Consider the following 22,467-nt stretch of genomic DNA (forward strand, 5'->3'; position numbering starts at 1 on the left):
GAACCCTTTTCCGTCGAGGTGGCGATGAAGACCCTGCTGCTCAACGCCGATATGGGCGAAAGCTTCGGGCCCTGGGTGATGGGCCTCGATCACGAGGTGATGCCGCACGTGGACCTGGCCAACGTGGCCTGCGGGTTCCATGCCTCCGACCCGGACGTGATCCGCAAGACGGTGCGCCTGGCGCGCAAGCACGGCGTCACCGTGGGGGCGCATCCGGCCTATCCCGACATGGCGGGCTTCGGCCGGCGTTCCATGGCCTGTACCCCGGAAGAGATCGAGAACCTGGTGCTCTACCAGGTCGGGGCACTGGCGGGGGTGTGTCGCGCCGAGGGCCTGGCGCTCGGCTATATCAAGCCCCACGGCGCCCTCTACAACGACATGATGCGCGACCCCGAGATTCTGGCCGGCGTGATGCGGGCGCTGGTCGCCTTCGACCCCGCGCTTCCGCTGATGGTCATGGCCACCCGCGACACCTCGCAGGCCGAGGCGCTGGCCGCCGAGCACGGCGTCACCCTGTGGTTCGAGGCCTTCGCCGATCGCGCCTACGACGCCGAGGGGCGGCTGGTCTCGCGGCGCGAGCCGGGGGCGGTGCATCACGATCCCGAGACGATCGTCGACCAGGCGCGGCGTATCGCCCACGGCCGGCCGCTGATCGCCCGGGACGGCAGCGAGCTGGTGCTGCGCGCCGATACGCTCTGCGTGCACGGCGACAATGCCGAGTCGATCGCCGCCATCAAGGCGATCCGGGCGGCGCTGCACGATCCGGAGGCTACCTGATGGCGGAGCCGGCCCTGCCGCGCCTGGAGGCCGCCGGCCTGGACGGCTGGCTGGTGCGAGTGTTCGCGGCCATCGACGAGGCCAACCTGCCCTGGTTGACCGCCCTGGTGCGCGACTGCGAGGCGGCCTTCGGCGAGGCACTGGTCGATCTGGTGCCGTCCTACACCACCCTGCTGGTGGTCTTCGATCCGCTCGCGCTGACGCCCGCCGAGGCGCGGCAGCGCCTGTCCGCCGTATTGGCGAGCCTGACGCCCGACGCTGACGCGGACCGCGAGGCGCCGTTGCGCGAGCTGCCGACCTGGTATGACCCACGGGTAGGGCCGGAACTGGAGCGCCTGGCCGAGCGGGCAGGGATGAACGTGGCCGATACCGTTGCCTGTCACGCCGAGACCACCTACCGGGTCTATGCGCTGGGCTTCGCGCCGGGGTTCGCCTTTATGGGCAGCGTCGACGAGCGTCTGGAGACGCCGCGTCTGGAGACGCCGCGCAAGAAGGTGCCGGCCGGCAGCGTGGGCATCGCCGGGCGCCAGACGGCGGCCTATCCGGCCGTCTCGCCGGGCGGCTGGAACCTGATCGGGCGCACCTCGGCGCGACTCTTCGACCGAGACCGCGAGGGGTTTGGCCTGCTGGCGCTGGGCGACCGGGTGCGTTTCGTGGCGGTTAGCCGGGACGAGTTCGCGCGGCTGGGCGGTGACACCAGCCCCATGGAGGCGGTCCCATGAGCGACGCGATAACCGGGCTGCGGGTGGTGCACGCCGGCCCCCTGGCGCTGCTGCAGGATGCCGGCCGCTTCGGCGTGCGACGCCTGGGCGTGACCCAGGGCGGGCCTGCCGACCTGCATGCCTGGGCCTGGGCCAATCGCCTGGCGGGCAACGCCTGGGGCGCGGCGGCGCTTGAGGTGACCCTTGGCGGGCTGACGCTCGAGGCCGAGCGTGACCTGACCCTGGCGGTGTGCGGTGCCGACCTGGGCGCGACCCTGGACGATGCCCCCCTGGTGCCCTGGCGGCGCTTCCCCATGCGCGCCGGCCAGCGCCTGGCCTTCGCCCAGCCGGTGAGTGGCCTGCGCGCCTACCTGGCCGTGGCCGGCGGCTTTCGCGCCGCGCCGGTGCTGGGCAGCGTCAGCGCCGTGGCGCGCGAGGGCCTGGGCGGTCACGACGGCCACGGGCGGCCGCTGGCCGCGGACGATCGCCTGGCGGTCGCCCCGGGGGCGGGGCAGGGAGGCGGCGAGCCGGAAGTGCCCGTCGATCGGCAACCGGACTACGAGGCGGTACCGCGGCTGGGGCTGATCCCCGGCGCCCAGATCGCCGACTTCGAAGGCGCCAGCCTGTTCGCGGCCTTCAACGCGGCCTGGACGGTCGACGATCGGGCCGACCGCATGGGGGTGCGGCTCGAGGGGCCTCGGCTACACTGCCGGCTGACGAGCATGGTCTCGGAGGGCCTGGGGCTGGGGGCGGTGCAGGTGCCGCCGGACGGCCAGCCCATCGCGCTGCTCAACGATCGTCAGACCATCGGCGGCTATCCCCGCCTGGGAGCCCTGACGCCGCTGGCCTGCGCGCGGCTGGCTCAGTGCCTTCCCGGCCGGGAGGTGCGCCTGGCGGCGGTGTCGGCCGAGCGGGCCCTGGACGAGTACCGTCGCTTTCGCGAGCTCTTTTCCTGAACCTCGAACCTCGAATCTCAGGCCCCCAGCCCGCTCTCGCGCAGCAGCTGGTCGATGCTGCGCTCGGCCCGGCGCAGGCCGGCGCCCTCGATCATCAGTTCGGTCTCGAGGCCGGCGAGGCCCTCGGCCACCAGGCGCTCGAGCAGTTCGGCGCGCGACAGGCCGCAGCGCTCGGCCAGGCGGTCGAGGCGGAGCTCCTGGTCGCGGGTCAGGCGCAGCAGATGGGGCATGGGCATGGCGAGCACTCCTCTCTGGGCTCTCTATGACGCCTTCGAGTGTCGCATCGGGGCGTGACAGGACCATGACGGTGAGCGACATCGGCGTGTCGGATTCGACCGCCCAGGCTGGCTCGGGGGCGTCGGCGCGCTGATGCCGGTCAGGCCAGCCCGCGCCGCTGCATGACCTCGAGGATGATCGGCACCGGCGTCATCAGGTGGTCGCGCATCATGGAGCGCGCGCGCTCGGTATCACGGGCCAGGATGGCCTCGACCAGGGCGGCGTGTTCCCGGCGCTTGCTCTCCAGGGCCTGTTCGGAGAACACCGTCTCGCATAGCCACAGGTGGCGATAGCGCTCGACCTGGTCGAACAGATGTTGGCGCAGCTGCATCAGGTGGGGCGAGTTGCAGCCGGTGGCGATGGCGGTGTGGAAGGCCTTGTGACGGGCGTCCCAGACGTCGAGCATCTCCTCGGCGGAGTGGACCTCCATGACCTTGGCCAGGGTGTGGGCCTTGGCCAGGATATCGGCCTCCCAGGCATCGTCGCCGCGCTGGATGGCCAGCTCCAGCACCAGCCCCTCCAGCTGGGCCCGGGCATCGTAGAGGTCGGCCAGCTCTTCCCGGGACATCGGCGCGACCCGATAGCCGCGCTGGCTGATGGCCACCACCAGGCGTTCGGCGACCAGCTGGGACAGTGCCTCGCGCAGCGGCCCGATGCCGAGGTCATAGCGCTCCTTCAGGCGGCTCATCAGCAGCTTCTCGCCGGGCTGGAAGACGCCGCGGATGATGTCGTGCTTGAGCCAGCTGTAGGCGCTGATGCCGAGGTTCTGCTTGGGCGTGCTGTCCATGGTGTAGCCGTTCCCGTGAATGGGCGATCATGATACCCGATCATCGCCAGTCTCGAGAATCGTAGCCACTTGCTGTGGTGTTCGCCATCCCGGCCGAACGTGGATATTTTATCCCGGGTCCCGCTCAGAACCGCAGCGTGGCTCCGCGCACCGGGGTCAGCCGGCCATGGTCGATGATCGGTCCGGTGGGCTTGCCCTCCGGGGCCCCGCCCTCCGGCTCGACGCTCACCGCCAGTTCGGCGGTCATCAGGCGTTCGCGCAGGGCGGGGTCCGGGCTCAGCAGTCGCGTGCCGCGTCCGGGGAGCAGGCCCAGCGAGACCGGCGTGCCGTCGGCGATCAGCCACAGTTCCCCGGTCTGGTCGGCGCCCACGCGCTGGGGCTGCACGGCGCGGACTCGCAGCGCGCCGTCCTCGGTGGCGCTGATGATCCAGTCCGGGTTGCGCGATTCGTCGAGCACCACATAGACCGCGGCCTCGTCGGGGGGGGCGCCCGCGGGCACGACCCACAGCAGGGCGAACGCCAGCGTCAGCACGGCGAAGCCGCCGGCCAGGGCGCGCCAGAGCGCCAGCGAGTGCCGGCGGGTGGCGCCGGTGCGTTCGGCGATCGCTCGCCACACCGCGACCGGGGGCGTCACCGGGTCCAGCTGCTCGTTGAAGAGCTGCAGGCGCTCCTGCCACTCGGCGAGGTCGTGTTGCAGCTCGTGGCTGACGGCCAGCAGCGCCTCGAAGCGCGCCCGTTCGCTCGCGGACATCACGCCCAGGGCGTACTCCCCGGCCGCCAGATGGCGTTCGTCGGGGCGGCTCAGGTCCCATTGGTCAGGCATGACTTCAACCTCTCGAGTCCGCGTCGAATCCAGCTCTTCACCGTGCCCAGCGGCTGAGCGACCCGTTCGGCCAGCTCGCCGTGGGTCAGCCCCTGGAAGTAGGCCAGCTCCATGGCATGGCGCTGATCCTGGCCGAGGATCGCCAGGCAATCGTGCAGCGCCCGGGCGTCCTGCAGGGCCTGGCTGGCCTCCTCGGGACGCCGGCCGCCGTCCAGGCCGTCCAGCTCGGTCTGGTCCCCCTCGGGGCGACGGCGGCGCAGCCAGTCGATGCCGACGTTGCGGGCCAGGGTGGACAGCCAGGTCATCGGCCGGGCGCGCGCGGGATCATAGCGGTCGGCCGACTGCCAGGCCCGCAGGTAGACCTGCTGCAGGCAGTCCTGGGCGGCCGCCTCCTCCCTGACGATACGCAGCAGCTGCGCATACAGACGCGCACTGGTGGCGCGGTAGAGGCGGGACAGGGCGCGATGCTCGCCGCGTGCGCAGCCGGCGAGGTCGTCGACCAGGGATTGTGACGGATCACTCATGCCGCATCCTTGGGCGGGTTCGTAGACCCGTCGATGGTCTGGTGCGCGGCGCCTCGACACAAGCCTCGGTTATCAACGCACCCTGGCTGCATCCGTTTCCCGCATGGCGACGTATCTCTGCGTGAGCCTTCCCGACGAAGGCCACCACCCAAACAAGGAGAGATCGCCATGCAGACCCTCAATCGCATCTTCGCCGGCATCCTGTGCAGCGCCGCCCTGGCCGCCGGCCAGGCCCAGGCCGACCATGGTCCGACCACCGTCGGCGGCGCCTCGATGCTGCCCGAGCGCAACATCGTCGAGAACGCGGTCAACTCCGCGGACCATGAGACCCTGGTGGCCGCCGTCCAGGCCGCGGGGCTGGTCGACACCCTGAAGGGGGAAGGGCCCTTCACCGTCTTCGCCCCGGTGGATGCCGCCTTCGACCGCCTGCCCGACGGCACCGTCCAGACGCTGCTCGAGCCGCAGAATCGCGACCAGCTGCAGGCACTGCTCACCTATCACGTGGTGCCCGGCCGCCTGACCCGCGAGGACCTGCACGAGGCGGTCATGGCGCGCGGCGAGGCGGCGAGCTTCGAGACCGTCCAGGGCGAGCGGCTGACGGTGATGCCCAACGGCAACAACCTGATGCTGGTGGACGCCCAGGGCAACAGTGCCGACATCACCCTCGTCGATGTGGCCCAGGCCAACGGCGTGATCCACGTCATCGACCGGGTGATGATGCCCTGAGACGATCGACGGTAGCGACGACACCCGAAGGCCGGCCGCGTGCCGGCCTTCGGCGTATCCGGCTCATGCCGACGGCCGGCTGAGCTCGCTCCAGGCCGCGTAGGTGCTGAGGAAGACCCGCCCGGCCAGGTCGTCGAGCAGGGCGCTCTTCTTGAGCTGGTCCATCACCGGCCCCTTGACCTCGGCCAGGTGCAGGGTGACCCGGGAGTCCTTGAGCCGGGCGTTGATGGCGTCCAGGCTCTCGAGTGCCGAGGCATCGATGAGGTTGACCGCCGAGCAGATCAGCACCACGTGCTCGAGCTCCGGGCGGCTCGCCACCAGGGCATAGAGGGTGTCCTCCAGATAGCGGGCGTTGGCGAAGTAGAGGCTCTCGTCGATGCGCAGCAGCGCCAGGTGGCTGACCGTCTCGGTGTCGTGGCGGGTCACGCTGCGGAAGTGCTCGGTGCCGGGAATGCGCCCGACCACCGCGCTGTGGGGGCGGCTGGTGCGGTACAGGAACAGCACGATCGACAGCAGCACGCCGCCGATGATGCCCGCCTCGACGCCCTCGACCAGGGTCAGCGCCATGGTCAGTGCCATGGCCGAGAAGTCGCTGCGCGAGTAGCGCCAGGTCCGGCGGATCAGCGGCACGTCGACCAGGGTCAGGATGGCCACGGTGATGGTGGCCGCGAGGGTCGCCACCGGCAGGTGGGCCAGCAGCGGCGTCAGCGCCACGGTCACCAGGGCGATGCCCAGCGCCGCGAACAGCCCGGCCATGGGCGTGCGGGCCCCGGCCTCGAAGTTGATCACGGTGCGCGACAGCCCGCCGGTGACCGGCATGCCGCCGGAGACGGCCGCCAGCAGGTTGGCCCCGCCCAGCCCGATCAGTTCCTGGTTGGGCGAGAGGCGCTCGCGACGCTTGGCGGCGAGCATCTGGGCCATGGAGATCGACTCCACGAAGCCCACCACGCTGATCAGCAGCGCCGGCACCAGCAGCTGGCGCCACAGCGGGCCGTCGAAACCGGGCAGGGTCAACGGCGGCAGCCCTCCGGGAATGGCGCCGACCACCGCCACGCCGCGCTCGGCCAGGCCGAGCCAGGCGCTCAAGGCGGTGGTGACGACGACCGCGAACACCGGACCGGCGCGGGCGATCAGGGCGGCCAGCCCGCGGGGCACGCCCAGCGCCCGCAACGCCGCCTGCCCCCGCAGGCGCACCGCGACCAGGAAGGCCAGGCTGCCGGCGCCCACCGCCAGGGTCGGCCAGTGGAGGGAGGCCAGCTCACGGGAGAGGCTGCCCAGCAGCGCAAGGGCCGTGTAGCCCCCGGCCTCGACGCCCAGCAGGTGCGAGAGCTGGCTGGTAGCGATCAGCAGCCCCGAGGCGGAGAGGAAGCCGCCGATCACCGGATGGCTCAGGAAGTTGGCGAAGAAGCCCATGCGCAGCAGGCCCATCAGCGCGAGCATGGCGCCGGAGAGCAGCGACAGCACCAGCGCGGCCTCCAGGTAGGCCGCGCTGCCGGGGGGCGCCACGCCGGACAAGGCGGCGCCGGTCATCAGCGCGACGATGGCCACCGGGCCGACCGCCAGGGTGCGGCTGGTGCCGAGCAGGGCATAGGCGGCGAGCGGCAGGATGCTGGCATAGAGGCCGACCACGGCAGGCAGCCCGGCCAGCAGGGCATAGGCCAGCGACTGGGGAATGACCATGATGGTGACGATCACCCCGGCCAGCAGGTCGGCGCCGCACAGGCGGCGATTGTAGTGGGGAAGCCAGGCGAGGATCGGTAGGTAACGTTTGAGCATCCGGTGCCCGTGGTGGTCATGCGACTGTCGGTCTGGGCCTCCAGCCTAACCGATCGGCGGGCGCGACACAGCCCCGCGGCCGGTGGAGCCGCCCCGTCGGCCGCGGCCGTTAGCGGTAGCTTGCCAGGAAGCGTTCGTCCAGACGGCGCTTCCACCACCAGGCCAGGCGCCCGCCCCACCAGTGGCGCCCGCGCAGGGCCAGCGCCTGGCCGTCACCGAGATCCAGTATCGACAGGGCCCGAGGCTGGGGACGATAGGGGCGCGGCTCGCCCCCGTGCAGCCAGGCGGCGAGGTTGTCGAGCAGCACCGGCCCCTGGCGCACGCCGTAGACGCCGAGACGCGGCAGCTCATGGTCGATCATGGCGGCGCAGTCGCCGGCGGCGAAGACCCAGGGCGCGGCGGGGCTCTGCAGGGTCGCGGTCACCGCCAGGCCGCGCCCGGGCAGGGTCGGCAGCCCGAGCTCCTCGATGATGTCGGGCGTCGTCAATCCCGTCGCATGGACGACATGTTCCGCGGCCAGGAAGCGGTAGCCGTCCTCGCCCCAGGGCGGGGTCGGCGAGGCCAGCAGCACGCCGCCGCGGGTGTGGCCGCGCAGTTCGAGCCCGGTGTCGATGGCGATGCGGCGTCGGGCGAGCCGGCGCCGCAGCCAGGCCACGGCGCCGCGCGGGGCGCCGGGCAGGATATCCGACGACCGGGTCAGCAGGCGAATCTCGGGATCGGCGCCGTGGCGCTCCGCCAGCTCGCGCAGCTGGCAGGCCGCCTCCACGGCGCTGGCGCCGCCGCCGACCACCAGCAGCCGTGGGCGCAGGCCGGCGGCGAACTCGCGTACCAGGCGCCGGCGCAGCGCCACCAGGCGAGGAATCGGCTTGACCGGCCACAGCGCGGGCCCCTCGGGATGGGGCGGGGGGAGGTGTACCGACGAGCCGAGGTTCAGTGAGACGGCGGCGGCGACCAGGCGACGGCCGTCCGCCAGCCGGGCCTCGCGTCGCTCGAGGTCCAGCCCCGCCAGCCGGCCGCGGATGCCCTCGACGCCGTGCCGCCGGGCCAGGGCCATGGGGTCCAGGCGGTCGGCCCGCGGCGGGTGCTGGCCTCCCAGCACGCCGCTGGCCATGCCGGAGTACCAGAAGCCGCCGGGGTCGAGCAGGATCACCCGCTCGGCGGGCAGCCGTTGACGTTGGCCGACCAGGTGCAGGTGCGCATGGCCGGCGCCCACGAGCAGCAGCGGGGCGTCCGATGAGGGGGAGTCGACGCTCATGTCGGGAGCCTAACCGAAGCGACACCGTGCCGCGAAGGGCGAGTGGCGTGGCCGGCCGGCATCAGTCGCGCACCGGTGAAGCCGCCCGCCGTGGCCACAATGTCCAGCTGTAGAGCGCCAGGCCCGCCCAGATCAGCAGGAAGGTGGCCAGTTGTATGGGGGCCAGGGGTTCGTCGAAGACCCACAGGGCGAGCAGGAACTGCAGGCTCGGGTTCAAGTACATCAGAAAGCCCAGGGTGGCCAGGCGCAGGCGCCGGGCGGCCCCGGCGAAGGCCAGCAGGGGCAGGGCGGTGATCACGCCGCTGGCCACCAGCAGCAGGGTGGTGCGCGCCTCGCCCAGGAAATGCGACAGGCCCGCCTGGTGGAGGCCGGCCAGCGCCAGCAGCCCCAGCGGCATCAGCAGCAGCGTCTCGACGAACAGCCCCGAGAGCCCGTCCAGCGGCACCTGCTTGCGCAGCAGCCCATAGGTGCCGAAGCTCAGGGCCAGTACCAGGCTGATCCACGGCAGGGCACCGAGCAGCGCCACCTGCAGGGCGATGGCGGCCCCGGCGAGCGCCACCGCCACCCCCTGCAGCCGGCTCATGCGCTCGCGCAGCACCAGCATGCCGAGCGCGACGTTGACCAGCGGCGTCAGGAAATAGCCCAGGCTCGCCTGGAGCACCCGGTGGGACTCGACGGCATAGATGTAGAGCCCCCAGTTGGCGGCGATCAGCACCGCGCAGGCGAGCACGCGCCCCAAGCGGCGCGGCCGGGCAAGCGCCTCCGTCACCGGGCGCCAGCGGCGCAGCAGGGTCACCACGCCGGCCAGGAAGACGCAGGACCACAGCACCCGATGCACCAGGATCTCGTAGGCCGGCACCACCTCGAAGAGGGCGAAGAACAGCGGAAAACAGCCCCACATCAGGTAGGCGGCGAGGCCGAAGCCTACCCCCTGGGTGGCCCGGGGATCGGTGGTCGTCGGGTTCATGCTTAACGTCCTAACGAAGAAAGCCACAGCCTAGCATGACGCGAGGCCCATGGCCCGGGTCGAGAGGCTGCGATGCCGGCCCGGTGCCGTGGGAGCCGTCGCCGGAACCCGCCGAATGGCAGCGCCGATGGCGATCGCCCGGTGCCGCCATGGCTGCGTGTCGTCGCCGTGTCGGTTAGGCTTGAGGGGTCGCCCGATCCCGATGGAGTCTCCGATGAGCGAACTGATAACCACCCTGGTGCAGGCCGACCTGCGCTGGGAAGATCCCGAGGCCAATTGCCGGATGCTGGAGTCGGCCCTCGGCGGGCTCGATGGCGCCGACACCGACCTGATCGTGCTGCCCGAGATGTTTGCCACCGGCTTCACCATGAATTCCCGCGAGATGGCCGAACCCATGGCCGAGAGCGCCACCGTGGCCTGGCTGCGCGACCAGGCGGCGACTCGCGGCTGCGTGGTGACCGGCAGCGTGGCCGTGGTGGAGGACGGCGAGTACGTCAATCGCCTGATCTGGGCCCGCCCCGACGGCAGCCTGGTGCACTACGACAAGCGCCACCTGTTTCGCATGGCCGGCGAGCACGAGCGCTATGCCATGGGCCACGAGCGAGTGATCGTCGAGCTCAAGGGCTTCCGGGTGCTGCTCAGCGTCTGCTACGACCTGCGCTTCCCGGTCTGGCTGCGCCAGCAGCCCGCCACGGGCGAGCACTTCGAGTATGACGCCCTGCTGTGCGTGGCCAACTGGCCGGCCCCGCGTCGCCATCCGTGGCGGGTGCTGCTCCAGGCCCGGGCGGTGGAGAACCTGTGCCCGGTGATCGGCGTCAACCGGGTCGGCGAGGACGCCAAGGGCCTGGCCTATGCCGGCGACTCGATGCTGGTGGACGCCAAGGGCGAGCCCTTGATCGACGAGCCCCGGGATACACCCTTCGTCAAGACCGGCACGCTGTCGCTGGACGAGCTCGAGGCCTTCCGCGAGAAGTTTCCGGCCTGGCGCGATGCCGACCACTTCTCGCTCTCCGATGGGGTGGGTGCCTGATGCGGTTGGATCGTTTCCTTGCCGAGAGCACCGAGCTGACGCGCAGCCTGGCCAAGCGGGCGCTGTCCCGCGGCGAGGTCGAGGTCAACGGCGAGCCCGAGAAGAAGGGCGCCCGCCACATCGGCGACGACGATCGAGTCGCCTGGCTCGGCCAGTCGCTGTCGCTGGTGGGGCTACGCTACGTGATGCTGCACAAGCCGACCGGGGTCGAGTGCACGGCGCGGCGCGGGCTCTATCCGCGCGCCGTGGACCTGGTCGAGCTGCCCAAGGCCGAGCGGCTGCAGCCGGTGGGACGCCTCGACGTCGAGACCACCGGGTTGCTGCTGCTCAGCGACGATGGCCAGTGGTCCCATCGGGTCAGCTCGCCGCGGCGGGGCTGTGCCAAGGTCTATCACGCGACGCTGGCGCGGCCGCTGGCGGGCGACGAGGCCGAGCGGGCGGTGGCGGCGGTCGCCGAGGGCCTGCAGCTGGAGGGCGACGAATCGCCGACCCGGCCGGCGGAGCTGTCGTTGCTCGATGCTCATCATGCGCGCTTGACCGTCTTCGAGGGGCGCTATCACCAGGTGCGGCGCATGTTTGCGGCGCTGGGCAACCATGTCGAGGCCCTGCACCGCGAGTCGGTGGGGCCGCTGTGCCTCGACGCCGACCTGGCGCCCGGCGAGTGGCGCGAGTTGACGGCCTCCGAGGTGGCGGCCTTCTAGGCGCCTAGGCGTAGACCGCGACCCTGTCCCGGCCGCCTTGCTTGGCCGCATAGAGGGCGCGGTCGGCGAGCCCGGCCAGGGCCATGGGGCTGGAGACATGGGCCGGATAGGCGGCGATGCCGCAGGAAATGGTGACCGGTCCCAGCATGTTCTCGCCGTGCCAGTAGACGCGCCCGGCGAGCTGTATCATCAGCGTCTCCAGCCGTGCCCGGGCCTCGTCGGCGTCCGCCCCGGGCAGCAAGACCACGAATTCCTCCCCGCCCAGGCGGCAGACCACGTCGGCATCGCGGAAATGCTCGTCGAGCGTGGTGGCCACGCCGGCCAGCACCGTATCCCCCGCCTCATGGCCGTGACGGTCGTTGACCCGCTTGAAATGATCGATGTCGATCATCGCCAGCGACAGCGGCGTGCCCTGGCGCTGGGCCTGGCGAGCCTCGTGCTGCAGCAGCTCGTCGAAGTAGCGACGGTTGTGCAGGCCGGTGAGGGGGTCGGTGTAGGAGTAGGTCTCGAGCCGTTCGACCAGCGTCTGCAGCTGCTGGGTACGGGCGGTGACCTCGGCCTCGAGGCGCAGGTTCAGTCGCTTGAGGTCGCGCTGGGTATGGGCATAGTCGAGCAGCGAGATCACCACGATGGCCAGCGCGAAGGCCAGCGCCCCGGCACTCACCGGCACGCGCGACCAGGGCAGCAGGCCGTGGGCGACGGCCATGTCGGCCAGCAGCAGGGCGCCGAACAGGGCGAAGGTCGCCAGGATGGCCCGCTGGCGCCCGCCGAGCCGATGCAGGCGCGGGGTGATCGCGGCCATCAGCAACGCCAGGCTGACGACCAGCAGGGCATCGAACACCGGGAAGGTGATGGCCAGGCCCACCCAGCCGAGGCCGGCGGCGCCCAGGGCCGCGGCCAGATAGCCCAGGTGGGCCTGCCAGATGCGTCGGATCAGTCGCGGGCGGGTATCGACGAACCAGTGCTCGAGCAGCAGCCCCAGGGCGACCGGCAGCGCGAAGTAGCCGCCGGCGGCCAGGAAGTCCCACATCAAGGGCGCGTTGAGCAGTAGCTGGCTGGCCTGGGACTCGGCCAGGATCATGGTGCCCGCCGCCAGGCCGAACAGGGCGATGGCGGCGAAGCTGCGTCGGTTGGCCTGGATGACGGCGAAGATCCCGGCCAGCAGCGCCAGCAACAGGCACAGCGGGCTGACGATCAGCGCCGCGGCGGAGTGCTGCAGGATGTAGCCGATCAGTTCGGCGCGTTCCATCAGCTTGACCTCGCCCCACAGGCCGATATCGGTGTAGTCGGAGTAGATCCGGAAGTACAGGCGCTGGCCGGCGGCGTCCGCCGGCAGCGAGATCATGTGCCAGGGCCAGCCGGCGAAGCGGCCCTGGCCGGCGTCATCGAAGGCGCCGTGACGATAGATGCGCTGGCCGGCCAGGTAGGCCTCGGCGATCAGGTCGATGCTGTATACGTAGAGCACCGGGTCCCGCCACTCGCCTGCCGGCAGGGTGACGCGGAACCAGGCGTGCTCGCGCCCGGCCCGCTGTGGCGGATTGGAGGGGAAGTCGATCGTGCGCCAGGCCTGGTCATCGCCGGGCCGTGTCCAGGCGGGGGTGCCGTCGGCCAGGGCCGGGGAGTCTCCCCAGCGGTATTCCCAGCCTTGCCCGAGGTCGCGGGGCTGGGCCATGGCCGTGGTGGCCAGCAGTCCCAGGGCGAGCGCCAGCAGGGTGCCCGCCCACCGATTTCCCGCTCGCCCCATGGCACGCCCCGTTCCCCGATCGTGTCGGCACAGTATAGCCGCGCGGGGCGTCAAGTCTGCCGTCCCGAGACGGGTCGGCTTCAACGGCCTTGGCTCATGGCGTCATGGGGCATCAGCCTCGCGCCGACTCGCCGGACCTGGGTTTTATACCGTTATCTATTCGTGCGCACAGGCTTGCTGCAACGACCCCGCCGGTCGAGGCGGGGGCGGGCAGCGCTCCGCCTTCAGGCCATGGGGGAGAGGCCGGCGGCCTCGACCAGCGCCCGGGTGTAGTCGGTCGAGGGTTGGCCGAGCACGGTCTCGCAGTCGCCCTGCTCGACGACGTCGCCGTCCTTGAGCACCAGCAGGCGGTGGGCCATGGCCCGCACCACCGCCAGGTCATGGCTGATGAACAAGTAGCTGAGGCCGCGCCGCTGCTGGAGCTCGCGCAGCAGGGCGACCAGCTGCTTCTGCACGGTGCGGTCCAGCGCCGAGGTCGGCTCGTCGAGCACCAGCAGCGAGGGTTCGAGGATGATGGCCCTGGCCACCGCGATGCGCTGGCGCTGGCCCCCGGAGAACTCGTGCGGGTAGCGGGCGCCGCACGCCTCGGGCAGGCCGACCTCGCGCAGGGTGGCGCGGACCCGACGGTCCACCTCGGCGGCGTCCAGCTCGGGGTGGTGGAAGCGCAGCCCCTCGCTGACGATCTCGGCGACCGGCATGCGCGGCGACAGCGAGCCGTAGGGATCCTGGAACACCACCTGGAGGCGACGCCGTCGGCGACGCAGGGCCTCGCCGTGGAGACTGTCGAGGCGTTCGCCGTCGAATTCGATCTCGCCCTCGCTGTGCTGGAGGCGCAGCAGCGCCAGGGCCAGGGTGGTCTTGCCGGAGCCGGATTCGCCGACGATGCCCAGCGTCTCGCCGGGGGCGACCGCGAGGTCGAGCGGCTTCACGGCCTCGAAGGCGGGAGGGCGGCGGCTGAACAGCTTCTTCGGGCGCTGGAAGCGGATGCCCAGGCGATGCGCCCGCAGCAGCGGCGCCCCGGACGCGACCGGCGCGGGGCGGCCGGAGGGCTCGGCGGCCAGCAGCTCCCGGGTGTAGGGGCTTCGCGGCGCGTCGAATACCCGGGCCACCTCGCCGCTTTCCTGGGCCTGGCCGTGGCGCATCACGCAGACCCGATCGGCATGGCGGCGCACCAGGTTGAGGTCATGGGTAATGAACAGCATGCCCATGCCGCGGGTATCGCGCAGCTCGGCGAGCAGGGCCAGGATCTCCCGCTGCACGGTCACGTCCAGGGCGGTGGTCGGCTCGTCGGCGATCAGCAGCCGGGGGTTGTTGGCGATCGCCATGGCGATCATCACCCGCTGGCGCTGGCCGCCCGAGAGCTGGTGGGGCCAGGCATCGAGCAGCTCCTCGGCGCGCGGCAGCTGGACCTGCTCGAGCAGCTCCCGGCTGCGCCGCCGGGCGGCCCGTCCGGTCAGTCCCTGGTGCAACCGCAGCGTCTCGCCGATCTGCTTGGCCACGGTGTGCAGCGGGTTCAGCGAGGTCATGGGCTCCTGGAACACGAAGCCGACCCGGCCGCCGCGCAGTGCCCGCCAGTCGCGGGCCGAGAGCCTGGCCAGGTCGGTGCCCTCCAACCGGCGGTGACCGGTGACGCTCGCACCGGGGGGCAGCAGGCCCAGGGCGCCGAGCGCCGAGACCGACTTGCCGGAGCCGGATTCGCCGACCAGCGCCAGGGTCTCGCCGGGGTGTACCTCCAGCGACAGGTCCTCGACCACCGGGGCGTCGTCGAAGGCGATGGTCAGGCCCTCGAGGCGGAGCAGGGGCTGGTCAGTCATGGGCGCTCCCGGAGACGGGCCGGCGTTCGTCGCCGGCGTGTGGCGCCTTGCCGCTGGCGTGCTGGATATGGCGCGGGTCGAAGGCGTCGCGCAGGCCCTCGCCGATGAACACCAGCAGCGACAGCATCACCGCCAGTGTCAGGAAGGCGGTGATGCCGAGCCAGGGGGCCTGGAGGTTGTTCTTGCCCTGGGCCACCAGCTCGCCGAGCGACGGCGAGCCGGGCGGCAGGCCGAAGCCGAGGAAGTCGAGGGCGGTGAGGGTGGTGATGGCACCGGTGAACAGGAAGGGGATGAAGGTGAGGGTGGCGACCATGGCGTTGGGCAGCACGTGGCGCCACATGATGATCCGCGAGGGCAGGCCCATGGCCTTGGCGGCGCGCACGTATTCCAGGTTGCGGGCGCGCAGGAACTCGGCGCGGACCACGTCGACCAGCCCCAGCCAGGAGAACAGCAGCATGATGCCGAGCAGCCACCACAGGTCGGGCTCGACCAGGCTCGCCAGGATGATCAGCAGGAACAGCACCGGCAGCCCGGACCAGATCTCGATCAGGCGCTGGCCGATCAGGTCCACCTTGCCGCCGAAGTAGCCCTGCACGCCGCCGATCACCACCCCGAGCACCAGCGAGCCGGCGGTGAGCACTAGGGCGAAGACCACCGACAGGCGGAAACCATAGATCACCCGGGCCAGCACGTCGCGTCCCTGGTCGTCGGTGCCCAGCCAGTGGCGCGAACCGGGCGGCGAGGGCGCCGGATGGTCGAGATGCTGGTCCAGGGTGTCGTAGGCGAAGGGGATCGGCGGCCACAGCATCCAGCCCTCGGCCTCGATGGCCTCGCGGGTATAGGGATCCCGGTAGTCGGCCGGGGTGGGCAGGAAGCCGCCGAACTCGCTGTCCGGATAGTCGACCGCGAGCGGGGCGTACCACTGGCCCTGGTAGTGGACGAGCAGCGGCTTGTCGTTGGCCACCAGCTCGGCGCCGAGACTGATCACGAACAGCGCCAGGAACACCCACAGCGACAGGCGCGCCCGGGGATTGCCGCGAAATACCGCCAGCCGTCGGCGGGTGATGGGGGAAAGACGATCGGTCAGCGCCATGCTCAGGACTCCCGGGTCTCGAAGTCGATGCGAGGGTCGACCCACACGTAGGTCAGATCCGAGATCAGCTTCAGGATCAGCCCGATCAGGGTATACAGGTAGAGGGTGCCGAAGATCACCGGATAGTCGCGCTGCATCACCGCCTCGAAGCCCAGCAGGCCCAGGCCGTTGAGCGAGAAGATCACCTCGATCAGCAGCGAGCCGGTGAAGAAGATCGCCACCAGCGCCGAGGGCAGCCCGGCGATGATGATCAGCATGGCGTTGCGGAAGACGTGGCCGTAGAGCACCCGGCGGTCGCTGGCCCCCTTGGCGCGGGCGGTGAGCACGTACTGCTTGTGGACCTCGTCGAGGAAGCTGTTCTTGGTCAGCATGGTCAGGGTGGCGAAGCTGCCGATCGCCGAGGCCAGCACCGGCAGGCTGATGTGCCAGAAGTAGTCCTTGACCTTGCCCCAGGCCGAGAGGTCGGCGAAGTCCGGCGAGGTCAGGCCGCGCAGGGGGAAGACCTCCCAGTAGCTGCCGCCGGCGAACAGCACGATCAGCAGGATGGCGAACAGGAAGCCCGGGATGGCGTAGCCGACGATCACCAGCCCCGAGGTCCAGACGTCGAAGCGCGACCCATGGCGCAGTGCCTTGCGCACGCCCAGCGGGATCGAGATCAGATACACCAGCAGGGTGGTCCAGAGCCCCAGCGAGATCGACACCGGCAGTCGTTCGAGCATCAGGGTGGTGACCTTCTCGCCGCGAAAGAAGCTCTCGCCGAGGTCGAAGGTGGCGTAGTCGGCGAGCATGCCGAAGAAGCGCTCGTGGGCCGGCTGGTCGAAGCCGAACTGGGTCTCCAGGCGGTCGATGAACTGCTGGGGCACGCCGCGGGCGCCGCGCGATTCCCCGCCGCCCGCGCTGTCGCCGCCGCCGCCCTCCAGGCGGGTGCTGGCCTGGGTGGAGAGGCCCTCGAAGCGGGCCAGCATCTGGTCGATGGGCCCCCCCGGGGCGGCCTGGACGATCAGGAAGTTGAGCAGCATGATCCCCAGCAGGGTGGGGATCATCAGCAGCAGGCGGCGCAGTACATAGGCGGCCACGGCGTGTCCTTAGAGCTTCTTCAACGAATGATGAGCTTTCGCGGCGACAAGCCTCCGCGAGGACGCTGTCAACCCATCCGTGGGCGCTTCTTTTGACGTCCCTGTCAAAAGAACCTCGCTTCGCCTTGTCCCCGGCGCCCATCTACCAGCAGCATCGGTGTCGCACCTCGCACCTCGCACCTCGCACCTCGTACCTCGTACCGCGTTTATCGATTCCGCTGGCGGGCCTCGATCTCGGCGGCGCGGTCGGGCTCGACCCACCAGGCGTCGAGGTCCAGGTTGTACTCGGGGAAGGGCTCCCGCCAGCCGAACTTGTTCCACACCGCGATACGGGTACTGCCCAGATGCCATTGGGGAATCACGTAGAAGCCCCAGCGCAGCACCCGGTCCAGGGCCTGGGCGGCGGTGTCCAGCGACTCGCGGGTGTCGGCGGCGATCAGGGCGTCCACCAGGCCGTCGACCGCCGGACTCTCGAGACCGATCAGGTTGCGGCTCTGGGGCGCGTCGGCGTATTCGCTGCCCCAGAACTCGCGCTGCTCGTTGCCGGGATTCGCCGACTGGGGAAAGCCGCCGACCACGATGTCGAAGTCGAAGCGGCGCAGCCGGTTCAGGTACTGGTTGACGTCGACGATGCGGATGTCGCCCTGCACGCCGAGCCGCGAGAGGTTGCGCAGCAGCGGCTGCACCACCCGCTCGAACTGGGTGTCGTAGAGCAGCACCTCGAGGGTCAGCGGCTCGCCGGTCTCGGCGTCGACCAGGGTGCCATCCTCGGCGTTCTCGTAGCCGGCCGCGTGCAGCAGTCCCAGGGCCTTGCGCAATCGTGCGCGCATGTCCTGCGGCTGCTCGATGGGCAGCGGCTGGTCGAAGACCGCCTCGGGCAGGGCATCGCGATGGGGCTCGAGCAGGGCCAGTTCGTCCTCGCCGGGCAGGCCCCGTGCCGCCATCTCGGAGTTCTCGAAATAGCTGTGGGTGCGCTCATAGGCGCCGTAGAAGAGGTTCTGGTTGAGCCACTCGAAGTCGAAGGCCAGGTTGAGCGCCTCGCGTACCCGTACGTCCTGGAAGGTGTCGCGACGGCTGTTCATCACGTAGGCCTGCATGCCCGCCGGCTGGCCGTCGGGCACTTCCAGGCGCTCGACGAAGCCGTCGTCGGCGGCGGGAAAGTCGTAGGCGGTGGCCCAGTTGCGGGCGCTGGACTCGATGCGCATGTCCAAGTTGCCGGCCTTGAAGGCCTCGAGCGCCACCGTCTGGTCGCGATAATAGTCGAAGGCCAGCCGTGCGATGTTGTGGCGACCGCGATTGACGGGCAGGTCATGGCCCCAGTAATCGTCGACACGTTCATAGACGATGCGCCGCCCCGGATCGACCTGGGCGATGCGATAGGGGCCGGAGCCGAGCAGGGCCTCCCGGGTGGGCCGTTCGAAGTCGCGATCCTCCCAGTAGTGGGCCGGCAGGATCGGCAACTGGCCGAGGATCAGCGGCAGCTCCCGGGACTCGCTGGCGGCCAGGTCGAAGTGCACAGTGTCCTCGTCGACCGCGCGCACGTCCTTGACGTCGGCGTAGTAGGCGCCGTAGAAGGGCTGGCCCTTTTCGGTCAGGGTCTCGAAGCTGAAGACCACGTCGTGGGCGTCGACCGGCTCGCCGTCGTGGAAGCGGGCCTCGGGGGCGAGGTCGAACTCGATCCACTGGCGGTCCGGGTCGAGCCGAATGCCCTGGGCCAGCAGGCCATACATGGTGAAGGGCTCGTCGGGATTCTGCACCATCAGGGTGTCGTAGATGGCGGCGAGGCCGGCGGCCGGGGTGCCCTGGACGATGAAGGGATTGGTGGAGTCGAAGCTGCCGTTGGCGCCGCGGGTCAGGGTGCCGCCCACCGGGGCGTCCGGATTGACGTAGGGGAAGTGTTCGAAGTCCGCCGCTAGCGCCGGGTCGCCGTAGAGGGCAAGGGCATGGCGAGTGGGCACGTCAGCCGGGTCGGCGGCCAGGACGGGGCTCGCCGCCAGGGCCGCCATCAGCAGCACGGTCGATCGCATCGGTCAGCATCCTTGTACCAGGGCGGGGGGCGAATGGCCCCCCGGGTCATCTACCGGAAAGTGTCAGCTGCTGGCCGGGTTGTAAAGCGTCGGGGCTGTCGAGGCCGTTCCAGCGGGCCAGGTCGGCGACCGCCACGGCATGGGTGGAGGCGATGTCGGACAGGGTGTCGCCGTTCTGGACCACGTGGACCTCGCCCGCCGCAGCGGCGTTCGGGGCGCTGCGTCCCAGGGCGGCCAACAGCGGCTCGGCGCGTTCGGCGGGGACCAGCAGCTCCCGGACCTGGCCGGGATGGGCGGTGTCGCCGCGCAGGCCGGGATTGAGGGCGGCCAGCTGACCGGTCGGCACGCCGGCCAGTTCCGCGGCCTCGCCGAGCCGCACCGCACGCGTTACCGGCACGCGCTCGAAGGCCGGCGAGCCCTCGATCTCGGGCAGTTCGACCCCGTAGCGAGCCGGGTCGTTGACGATGGCGGAGATCGCCAGCAGCTTGGGCACATAGTCCATGGTCTCGTTGGGCAGCTCGAGGTCCCAGTAGGTGCTTGCCCGGCCACCGGCCAGGGCCCGTTTCTGGGCCCGGTTCACGGTGCCCGCTCCGGCGTTGTAGGCCGCCAGGGAGAGCTCGATGTCGCCCTCGTACCACTGGTCGGCCTGATACTCGATGTAGTCCAGCGCGGCCTTGGTGGAGCGCACCACGTCGAGGCGGCCGTCCCAGCTGCCGCTGCGACGCAGGCCCAGGGCGTCGCCGGTACGCGGCATGATCTGCCACAGGCCGGCAGCCCCGAAGTGGCTACGGGCCTCGGGGTCGAAGGAGCTCTCGACGAAGGGCACCAGGGCCAGCTCGCCCGGCAGGCCGCGGGTCTCGACGCGCTCGAGGATCCAGGCCAGCCAGGGGCGGGCGCGTTCGGCGATCTCGACGATGTTGTGCGGCTTGGCGCTGTACTCGTCGATCCAGTGCTGGACCCGGGCGTGGCCGGCCCCGTCCTGCCACTGGTCCTGCCAGTGGAAGCTGTCGCGCAGCCGCGACCAGGCGTCGGCCGGCTTGAGCTGGAGATGGCTCCAGAAGGTGCGGCGGCCCTCCGGCTCGCCGCGATGGCTGGGCGAAAAGGTCGGCATGTCGGCCGCCAGGCGGCCGGCCGGCAGGCTCGATGCCTTGGTGTAGGCGCCGGCGATCAGGGCGCCGGCCATGGCGATCGTGCTGGCGAATCCGAGGAGCCGTCGGCGCGATGTGTGATAGGTCATGCAGGGGTCTCCGGGGGCGCAGGGTGGCCGCCGTCACGGCGGCGGCGTCGGGCGCCCGGCGGCTGGGTCTCAGAAGTCGTCTTTCCAGGCGCGCAGGGTGGCGAAGGTGGCCAGGTCGTCGGCGGTGTCGCCCTGGGAGGCGGCGGCACGACGAACGCCGGCATCAGCGCAGCGCAGGAAAGGGTTGATGCGCCTTTCCCGCCCGATGGTGCTGGGCAGGGTGGGGCGCTCGAGCTCCCGGGCCCGCCGGCACTCCTGCTCGGCGGCATCGATATCGGGGTTGTCGGGATCCGCGGCCTTGGCGAAACGCAGGTTCGCCAGGGTGTACTCGTGGGCCGCGAAGACCAGGGTGTCCTCGGGCAGCGCCGTGAGGCGCGCCAGCGAGGCATGCATCTGCTCGGGTGTCCCTTCGAACAGGCGTCCACAGCCGGCGCTGAACAGGGTGTCGCCGCAGAACAGCAGCGGCGGGATACCGGCGGTGAAGAAGGCGATATGGTCCAGGGTATGCCCCGGGACCTCGAGGACCTCGAACAGGCGACCCATGACCCGCACCTCGTCGCCGGCGGCGACGCGTTCGTCGATGCCGTCGATCGCCGGGTTATGCGGACCGATCACCCGCGGGGCATAGCGCGCGATCAGCTCGGGCAGGCCGCCGACGTGGTCCGGGTGGTGATGGGTGACGAGCACGCTGCCCAGCGTCAGGCCCTCGCGCTCGAGGGTCTCGATCACCGGGGCGGCATCACCGGGATCCACCACGCAGACGGCATCGCTCGTGTCCTGTCGCAGCAGCCAGATATAGTTGTCGCGAAAGGCGGGAATCGGTGTCACGCTCAACATGGGTTCGGGGTCCTTGCGCCGCGGTCAGGGTGTGGTGGCCGCGCGCGTCCAGTTCAACAACGTTCACAAAGCCGCTAACTTTGGAGAGATGAACGGATCATGTCAAATTCGCAGGATGCGATGAGCATGGCGCGGCTGGCACGCGAAGGCCGGCGCTTCTGGGCGGGGCCGGCCGGGCGAGGCATCTGGCAGGCCCAGCGTGCCTGTCTGGGGCCGCTCTGCGAGCGCTGGTTCGGGGTCCATGGCCTGGAGCTCGGGCTGGCGCCGACGCTGGCCGACATGTGCCCGGTCCGCCATGCGCTACGCTGGTCGCCGACCCGGGAGCTGGCGACGTCCGACAATACCCTGGTGTGCCCGCCCGACGCCCTGCCGCTGCCCGACGGCTGCCTGAGCCTGGTGGTGGTGCATCACCTGTTCGAGGTCGTGCCCGATCCCCATCACCTGCTGCAGGAGGCGGCCCGGGTCACCGCCGACGATGGCCACCTCATCCTCTTCGGCTGGCATCCCCTGGGGCCGGGGGGCTGGCTGCGCTGGTGGCCGGGGCGCCGCCGCCAGCTTCCCTGGCACGGTCGCTGGCGCACGCCGGGGCGGCTCGCCGACTGGCTGGCGTTTGTCGACTTCGAGGCCCAGCGGGTAGACTACTGCGGCTTTCGCCTGCCCGGTGCGCTGGCGCACAACACCGTGCTCGAGACCCTGGGCCGTCGGCATAACCTGCCGCTCGGCGAGAGCTTCATGATTCATGCGCGGCGCCGGTCCCAGCTGGCCCAGCCCCGGCGCGGTCGGGTGGTCTTCCCGGCGCCGCTCGCCGGCTCGACGCTGGGTAACGCCACGGGGCGGTCCGCTACCGGAGAGGGTGAGCGAGGGTGACAGACAGACCACAGCCGGGGACTCTGCCCGTGGTGACGATCTATACCGATGGCGCCTGCCGCGGCAACCCCGGTCCGGGCGGCTGGGGCGCGCTGCTGTGCAGCGGGCCCCACGAGAAGCCGCTCAAGGGCGCCGAGGAAAGGACCACCAACAACCGCATGGAGCTGATGGCCGCCATCATGGCGCTGAAGGCGCTGACCCGGCCCTGCCGCGTCGAGCTCTGGACCGACTCCGAATACCTGCGGCGCGGCATCACCGAGTGGATCCACGGCTGGATCAAGCGTGGCTGGAAGACCGCCTCCAAGCAGCCGGTCAAGAACGCCGAACTGTGGCGAGCGCTCCACGAGGAGGCGCAGCGTCATCGCGTCGAGTGGCACTGGGTCAAGGGGCACAGCGGCCATCCCGGCAACGAGCGCGCCGACAGCCTGGCCAACGAGGCCATCGACGAGATGCAGGCCAAGGCCTGAGCCTCG

Annotated in this window: 22 protein-coding genes; 8 read left to right on the forward strand and 14 right to left on the reverse strand. The window is 70.9% G+C overall.

The annotated features are described in order from the left end of the window. The first annotated feature begins 24 nt into the window (after positions 1 to 24). Genes ACXAFN_RS16420 through ACXAFN_RS16430 form a run of 3 tightly spaced genes read left to right on the forward strand, consistent with a single transcriptional unit; the run spans position 25 to position 2,434 of the window. Positions 25 to 777, forward strand: coding sequence for a 5-oxoprolinase subunit PxpA (locus ACXAFN_RS16420; protein ID WP_474991053.1), 753 nt, complete (start codon positions 25 to 27; stop codon positions 775 to 777). Continuing rightward, the gene (gene pxpB / locus ACXAFN_RS16425; RefSeq protein ID WP_474990428.1) at positions 777 to 1,499 is read left to right on the forward strand and encodes a 5-oxoprolinase subunit PxpB; all 723 of its coding nucleotides are present in this window, start codon (positions 777 to 779) and stop codon (positions 1,497 to 1,499) included. The genes ACXAFN_RS16420 and pxpB overlap by 1 nt, the downstream gene beginning before the upstream one ends. Beyond that, positions 1,496 to 2,434, forward strand: coding sequence for a 5-oxoprolinase subunit C family protein (locus tag ACXAFN_RS16430; protein ID WP_474990430.1), 939 nt, complete (start codon positions 1,496 to 1,498; stop codon positions 2,432 to 2,434). The genes pxpB and ACXAFN_RS16430 overlap by 4 nt, the downstream gene beginning before the upstream one ends. Positions 2,435 to 2,451: 17 nt before the next feature. On the opposite strand, the gene ACXAFN_RS16435 is transcribed toward ACXAFN_RS16430, so the two are convergent. From ACXAFN_RS16435 to ACXAFN_RS16450, 4 genes are all read right to left on the reverse strand, one after another. Continuing rightward, positions 2,452 to 2,670, reverse strand: a complete 219-nt coding sequence (locus ACXAFN_RS16435; RefSeq protein WP_474990432.1) for a hypothetical protein — start codon at positions 2,668 to 2,670, stop codon at positions 2,452 to 2,454. A 140-nt stretch (positions 2,671 to 2,810) separates the two neighbouring features. Further along, positions 2,811 to 3,497, reverse strand: a complete 687-nt coding sequence (csiR, locus tag ACXAFN_RS16440) for a DNA-binding transcriptional regulator CsiR (protein ID WP_474990434.1) — start codon at positions 3,495 to 3,497, stop codon at positions 2,811 to 2,813. A 124-nt stretch (positions 3,498 to 3,621) separates the two neighbouring features. Then, positions 3,622 to 4,320, reverse strand: a complete 699-nt coding sequence (locus tag ACXAFN_RS16445; RefSeq protein ID WP_474990436.1) for an anti-sigma factor — start codon at positions 4,318 to 4,320, stop codon at positions 3,622 to 3,624. Continuing rightward, positions 4,299 to 4,844 (reverse strand): sigma-70 family RNA polymerase sigma factor, encoded by a 546-nt coding sequence (locus ACXAFN_RS16450; RefSeq protein ID WP_474990438.1) that lies wholly within the window; start codon positions 4,842 to 4,844, stop codon positions 4,299 to 4,301. Before ACXAFN_RS16450 ends, ACXAFN_RS16445 begins: the two co-directional genes overlap by 22 nt. A 168-nt stretch (positions 4,845 to 5,012) precedes the next feature. Between ACXAFN_RS16450 and ACXAFN_RS16455 the strand changes: the two genes are divergently transcribed. Further along, positions 5,013 to 5,570, forward strand: a complete 558-nt coding sequence (locus ACXAFN_RS16455) for a fasciclin domain-containing protein (protein ID WP_474990440.1) — start codon at positions 5,013 to 5,015, stop codon at positions 5,568 to 5,570. Between the two features lie 63 nt (positions 5,571 to 5,633). Here the strand turns inward: ACXAFN_RS16455 and ACXAFN_RS16460 are convergent, their stop codons facing one another. The 3 genes from ACXAFN_RS16460 to rarD all read right to left on the reverse strand — a co-directional run bounded on the left by ACXAFN_RS16460 (position 5,634) and on the right by rarD (position 9,568). Continuing rightward, positions 5,634 to 7,346, reverse strand: coding sequence for a SulP family inorganic anion transporter (locus ACXAFN_RS16460; protein WP_474990442.1), 1,713 nt, complete (start codon positions 7,344 to 7,346; stop codon positions 5,634 to 5,636). Between the two features lie 109 nt (positions 7,347 to 7,455). Next, positions 7,456 to 8,601: an NAD(P)/FAD-dependent oxidoreductase gene (locus tag ACXAFN_RS16465; protein ID WP_474990444.1), complete on the reverse strand. Its 1,146-nt coding sequence runs from the start codon at positions 8,599 to 8,601 to the stop codon at positions 7,456 to 7,458. 61 nt (positions 8,602 to 8,662) lie between these two features. Then, a complete protein-coding gene (gene rarD / locus ACXAFN_RS16470) occupies positions 8,663 to 9,568 on the reverse strand; it encodes an EamA family transporter RarD (protein WP_474990446.1) in 906 nt (301 codons plus the stop codon). A 214-nt stretch (positions 9,569 to 9,782) separates the two neighbouring features. On the opposite strand from rarD, the gene ACXAFN_RS16475 reads away from it, so the two are divergent. Beyond that, on the forward strand, positions 9,783 to 10,598 hold the full coding sequence (locus ACXAFN_RS16475; RefSeq protein ID WP_474990448.1) for an amidohydrolase: 816 nt from the start codon (positions 9,783 to 9,785) through the stop codon (positions 10,596 to 10,598). Beyond that, positions 10,598 to 11,299: a pseudouridine synthase gene (locus tag ACXAFN_RS16480; protein ID WP_474990450.1), complete on the forward strand. Its 702-nt coding sequence runs from the start codon at positions 10,598 to 10,600 to the stop codon at positions 11,297 to 11,299. Before ACXAFN_RS16475 ends, ACXAFN_RS16480 begins: the two co-directional genes overlap by 1 nt. Positions 11,300 to 11,303: 4 nt before the next feature. On the opposite strand, the gene ACXAFN_RS16485 is transcribed toward ACXAFN_RS16480, so the two are convergent. From ACXAFN_RS16485 to gloB, 7 genes are all read right to left on the reverse strand, one after another. Further along, positions 11,304 to 13,043 (reverse strand): GGDEF domain-containing protein, encoded by a 1,740-nt coding sequence (locus ACXAFN_RS16485; RefSeq protein WP_474990452.1) that lies wholly within the window; start codon positions 13,041 to 13,043, stop codon positions 11,304 to 11,306. Between the two features lie 224 nt (positions 13,044 to 13,267). After that, positions 13,268 to 14,857 carry an ABC transporter ATP-binding protein gene (locus ACXAFN_RS16490; RefSeq protein ID WP_474990454.1) on the reverse strand — a complete coding sequence of 530 codons (1,590 nt, stop codon included), beginning with the start codon at positions 14,855 to 14,857 and terminating at the stop codon, positions 13,268 to 13,270. Beyond that, positions 14,850 to 15,950: an ABC transporter permease gene (locus ACXAFN_RS16495; RefSeq protein ID WP_474990456.1), complete on the reverse strand. Its 1,101-nt coding sequence runs from the start codon at positions 15,948 to 15,950 to the stop codon at positions 14,850 to 14,852. Before ACXAFN_RS16495 ends, ACXAFN_RS16490 begins: the two co-directional genes overlap by 8 nt. Before the next feature lie 2 nt (positions 15,951 to 15,952). Further along, positions 15,953 to 17,026 (reverse strand): microcin C ABC transporter permease YejB, encoded by a 1,074-nt coding sequence (locus ACXAFN_RS16500; protein WP_474990458.1) that lies wholly within the window; start codon positions 17,024 to 17,026, stop codon positions 15,953 to 15,955. 206 nt (positions 17,027 to 17,232) lie between these two features. Next, on the reverse strand, positions 17,233 to 19,053 hold the full coding sequence (locus tag ACXAFN_RS16505; protein WP_474990460.1) for an extracellular solute-binding protein: 1,821 nt from the start codon (positions 19,051 to 19,053) through the stop codon (positions 17,233 to 17,235). Between the two features lie 46 nt (positions 19,054 to 19,099). Continuing rightward, the gene (locus ACXAFN_RS16510) at positions 19,100 to 20,290 is read right to left on the reverse strand and encodes a transglycosylase SLT domain-containing protein (RefSeq protein ID WP_474990462.1); all 1,191 of its coding nucleotides are present in this window, start codon (positions 20,288 to 20,290) and stop codon (positions 19,100 to 19,102) included. A gap of 69 nt (positions 20,291 to 20,359) precedes the next feature. Next, positions 20,360 to 21,127 carry a hydroxyacylglutathione hydrolase gene (gloB, locus tag ACXAFN_RS16515; RefSeq protein WP_474990464.1) on the reverse strand — a complete coding sequence of 256 codons (768 nt, stop codon included), beginning with the start codon at positions 21,125 to 21,127 and terminating at the stop codon, positions 20,360 to 20,362. A gap of 99 nt (positions 21,128 to 21,226) precedes the next feature. On the opposite strand from gloB, the gene ACXAFN_RS16520 reads away from it, so the two are divergent. Continuing rightward, on the forward strand, positions 21,227 to 21,994 hold the full coding sequence (locus tag ACXAFN_RS16520; protein ID WP_474990466.1) for a class I SAM-dependent methyltransferase: 768 nt from the start codon (positions 21,227 to 21,229) through the stop codon (positions 21,992 to 21,994). 23 nt (positions 21,995 to 22,017) lie between these two features. Further along, a complete protein-coding gene (rnhA, locus tag ACXAFN_RS16525) occupies positions 22,018 to 22,461 on the forward strand; it encodes a ribonuclease HI (protein WP_474991055.1) in 444 nt (147 codons plus the stop codon). The last annotated feature ends 6 nt before the right edge of the window (positions 22,462 to 22,467 follow it).

It is taken from the genome of Halomonas sp. ABH4_019 (assembly GCF_056159885.1).

What these genes read in the sequence shown, in the direction of transcription:
- ACXAFN_RS16520 (WP_474990466.1), top strand. Translation starts at nt 21,227, where the DNA reads ATGTCAAATTCGCAGGATGCGATGAGCATGGCGCGGCTGGCACGCGAA.
- ACXAFN_RS16460 (WP_474990442.1), bottom strand. Translation starts at nt 7,346, where the DNA reads ATGCTCAAACGTTACCTACCGATCCTCGCCTGGCTTCCCCACTACAAT.
- csiR (WP_474990434.1), bottom strand. Translation starts at nt 3,497, where the DNA reads ATGGACAGCACGCCCAAGCAGAACCTCGGCATCAGCGCCTACAGCTGG.
- ACXAFN_RS16450 (WP_474990438.1), bottom strand. Translation starts at nt 4,844, where the DNA reads ATGAGTGATCCGTCACAATCCCTGGTCGACGACCTCGCCGGCTGCGCA.
- gloB (WP_474990464.1), bottom strand. Translation starts at nt 21,127, where the DNA reads ATGTTGAGCGTGACACCGATTCCCGCCTTTCGCGACAACTATATCTGG.
- ACXAFN_RS16495 (WP_474990456.1), bottom strand. Translation starts at nt 15,950, where the DNA reads ATGGCGCTGACCGATCGTCTTTCCCCCATCACCCGCCGACGGCTGGCG.
- ACXAFN_RS16435 (WP_474990432.1), bottom strand. Translation starts at nt 2,670, where the DNA reads ATGCCCATGCCCCATCTGCTGCGCCTGACCCGCGACCAGGAGCTCCGC.
- pxpB (WP_474990428.1), top strand. Translation starts at nt 777, where the DNA reads ATGGCGGAGCCGGCCCTGCCGCGCCTGGAGGCCGCCGGCCTGGACGGC.
- ACXAFN_RS16475 (WP_474990448.1), top strand. Translation starts at nt 9,783, where the DNA reads ATGAGCGAACTGATAACCACCCTGGTGCAGGCCGACCTGCGCTGGGAA.
- ACXAFN_RS16480 (WP_474990450.1), top strand. Translation starts at nt 10,598, where the DNA reads ATGCGGTTGGATCGTTTCCTTGCCGAGAGCACCGAGCTGACGCGCAGC.
- rarD (WP_474990446.1), bottom strand. Translation starts at nt 9,568, where the DNA reads ATGAACCCGACGACCACCGATCCCCGGGCCACCCAGGGGGTAGGCTTC.
- ACXAFN_RS16445 (WP_474990436.1), bottom strand. Translation starts at nt 4,320, where the DNA reads ATGCCTGACCAATGGGACCTGAGCCGCCCCGACGAACGCCATCTGGCG.
- ACXAFN_RS16490 (WP_474990454.1), bottom strand. Translation starts at nt 14,857, where the DNA reads ATGACTGACCAGCCCCTGCTCCGCCTCGAGGGCCTGACCATCGCCTTC.
- ACXAFN_RS16465 (WP_474990444.1), bottom strand. Translation starts at nt 8,601, where the DNA reads ATGAGCGTCGACTCCCCCTCATCGGACGCCCCGCTGCTGCTCGTGGGC.
- ACXAFN_RS16485 (WP_474990452.1), bottom strand. Translation starts at nt 13,043, where the DNA reads ATGGGGCGAGCGGGAAATCGGTGGGCGGGCACCCTGCTGGCGCTCGCC.
- ACXAFN_RS16420 (WP_474991053.1), top strand. Translation starts at nt 25, where the DNA reads ATGAAGACCCTGCTGCTCAACGCCGATATGGGCGAAAGCTTCGGGCCC.
- ACXAFN_RS16510 (WP_474990462.1), bottom strand. Translation starts at nt 20,290, where the DNA reads ATGACCTATCACACATCGCGCCGACGGCTCCTCGGATTCGCCAGCACG.
- ACXAFN_RS16455 (WP_474990440.1), top strand. Translation starts at nt 5,013, where the DNA reads ATGCAGACCCTCAATCGCATCTTCGCCGGCATCCTGTGCAGCGCCGCC.
- ACXAFN_RS16505 (WP_474990460.1), bottom strand. Translation starts at nt 19,053, where the DNA reads ATGCGATCGACCGTGCTGCTGATGGCGGCCCTGGCGGCGAGCCCCGTC.
- ACXAFN_RS16430 (WP_474990430.1), top strand. Translation starts at nt 1,496, where the DNA reads ATGAGCGACGCGATAACCGGGCTGCGGGTGGTGCACGCCGGCCCCCTG.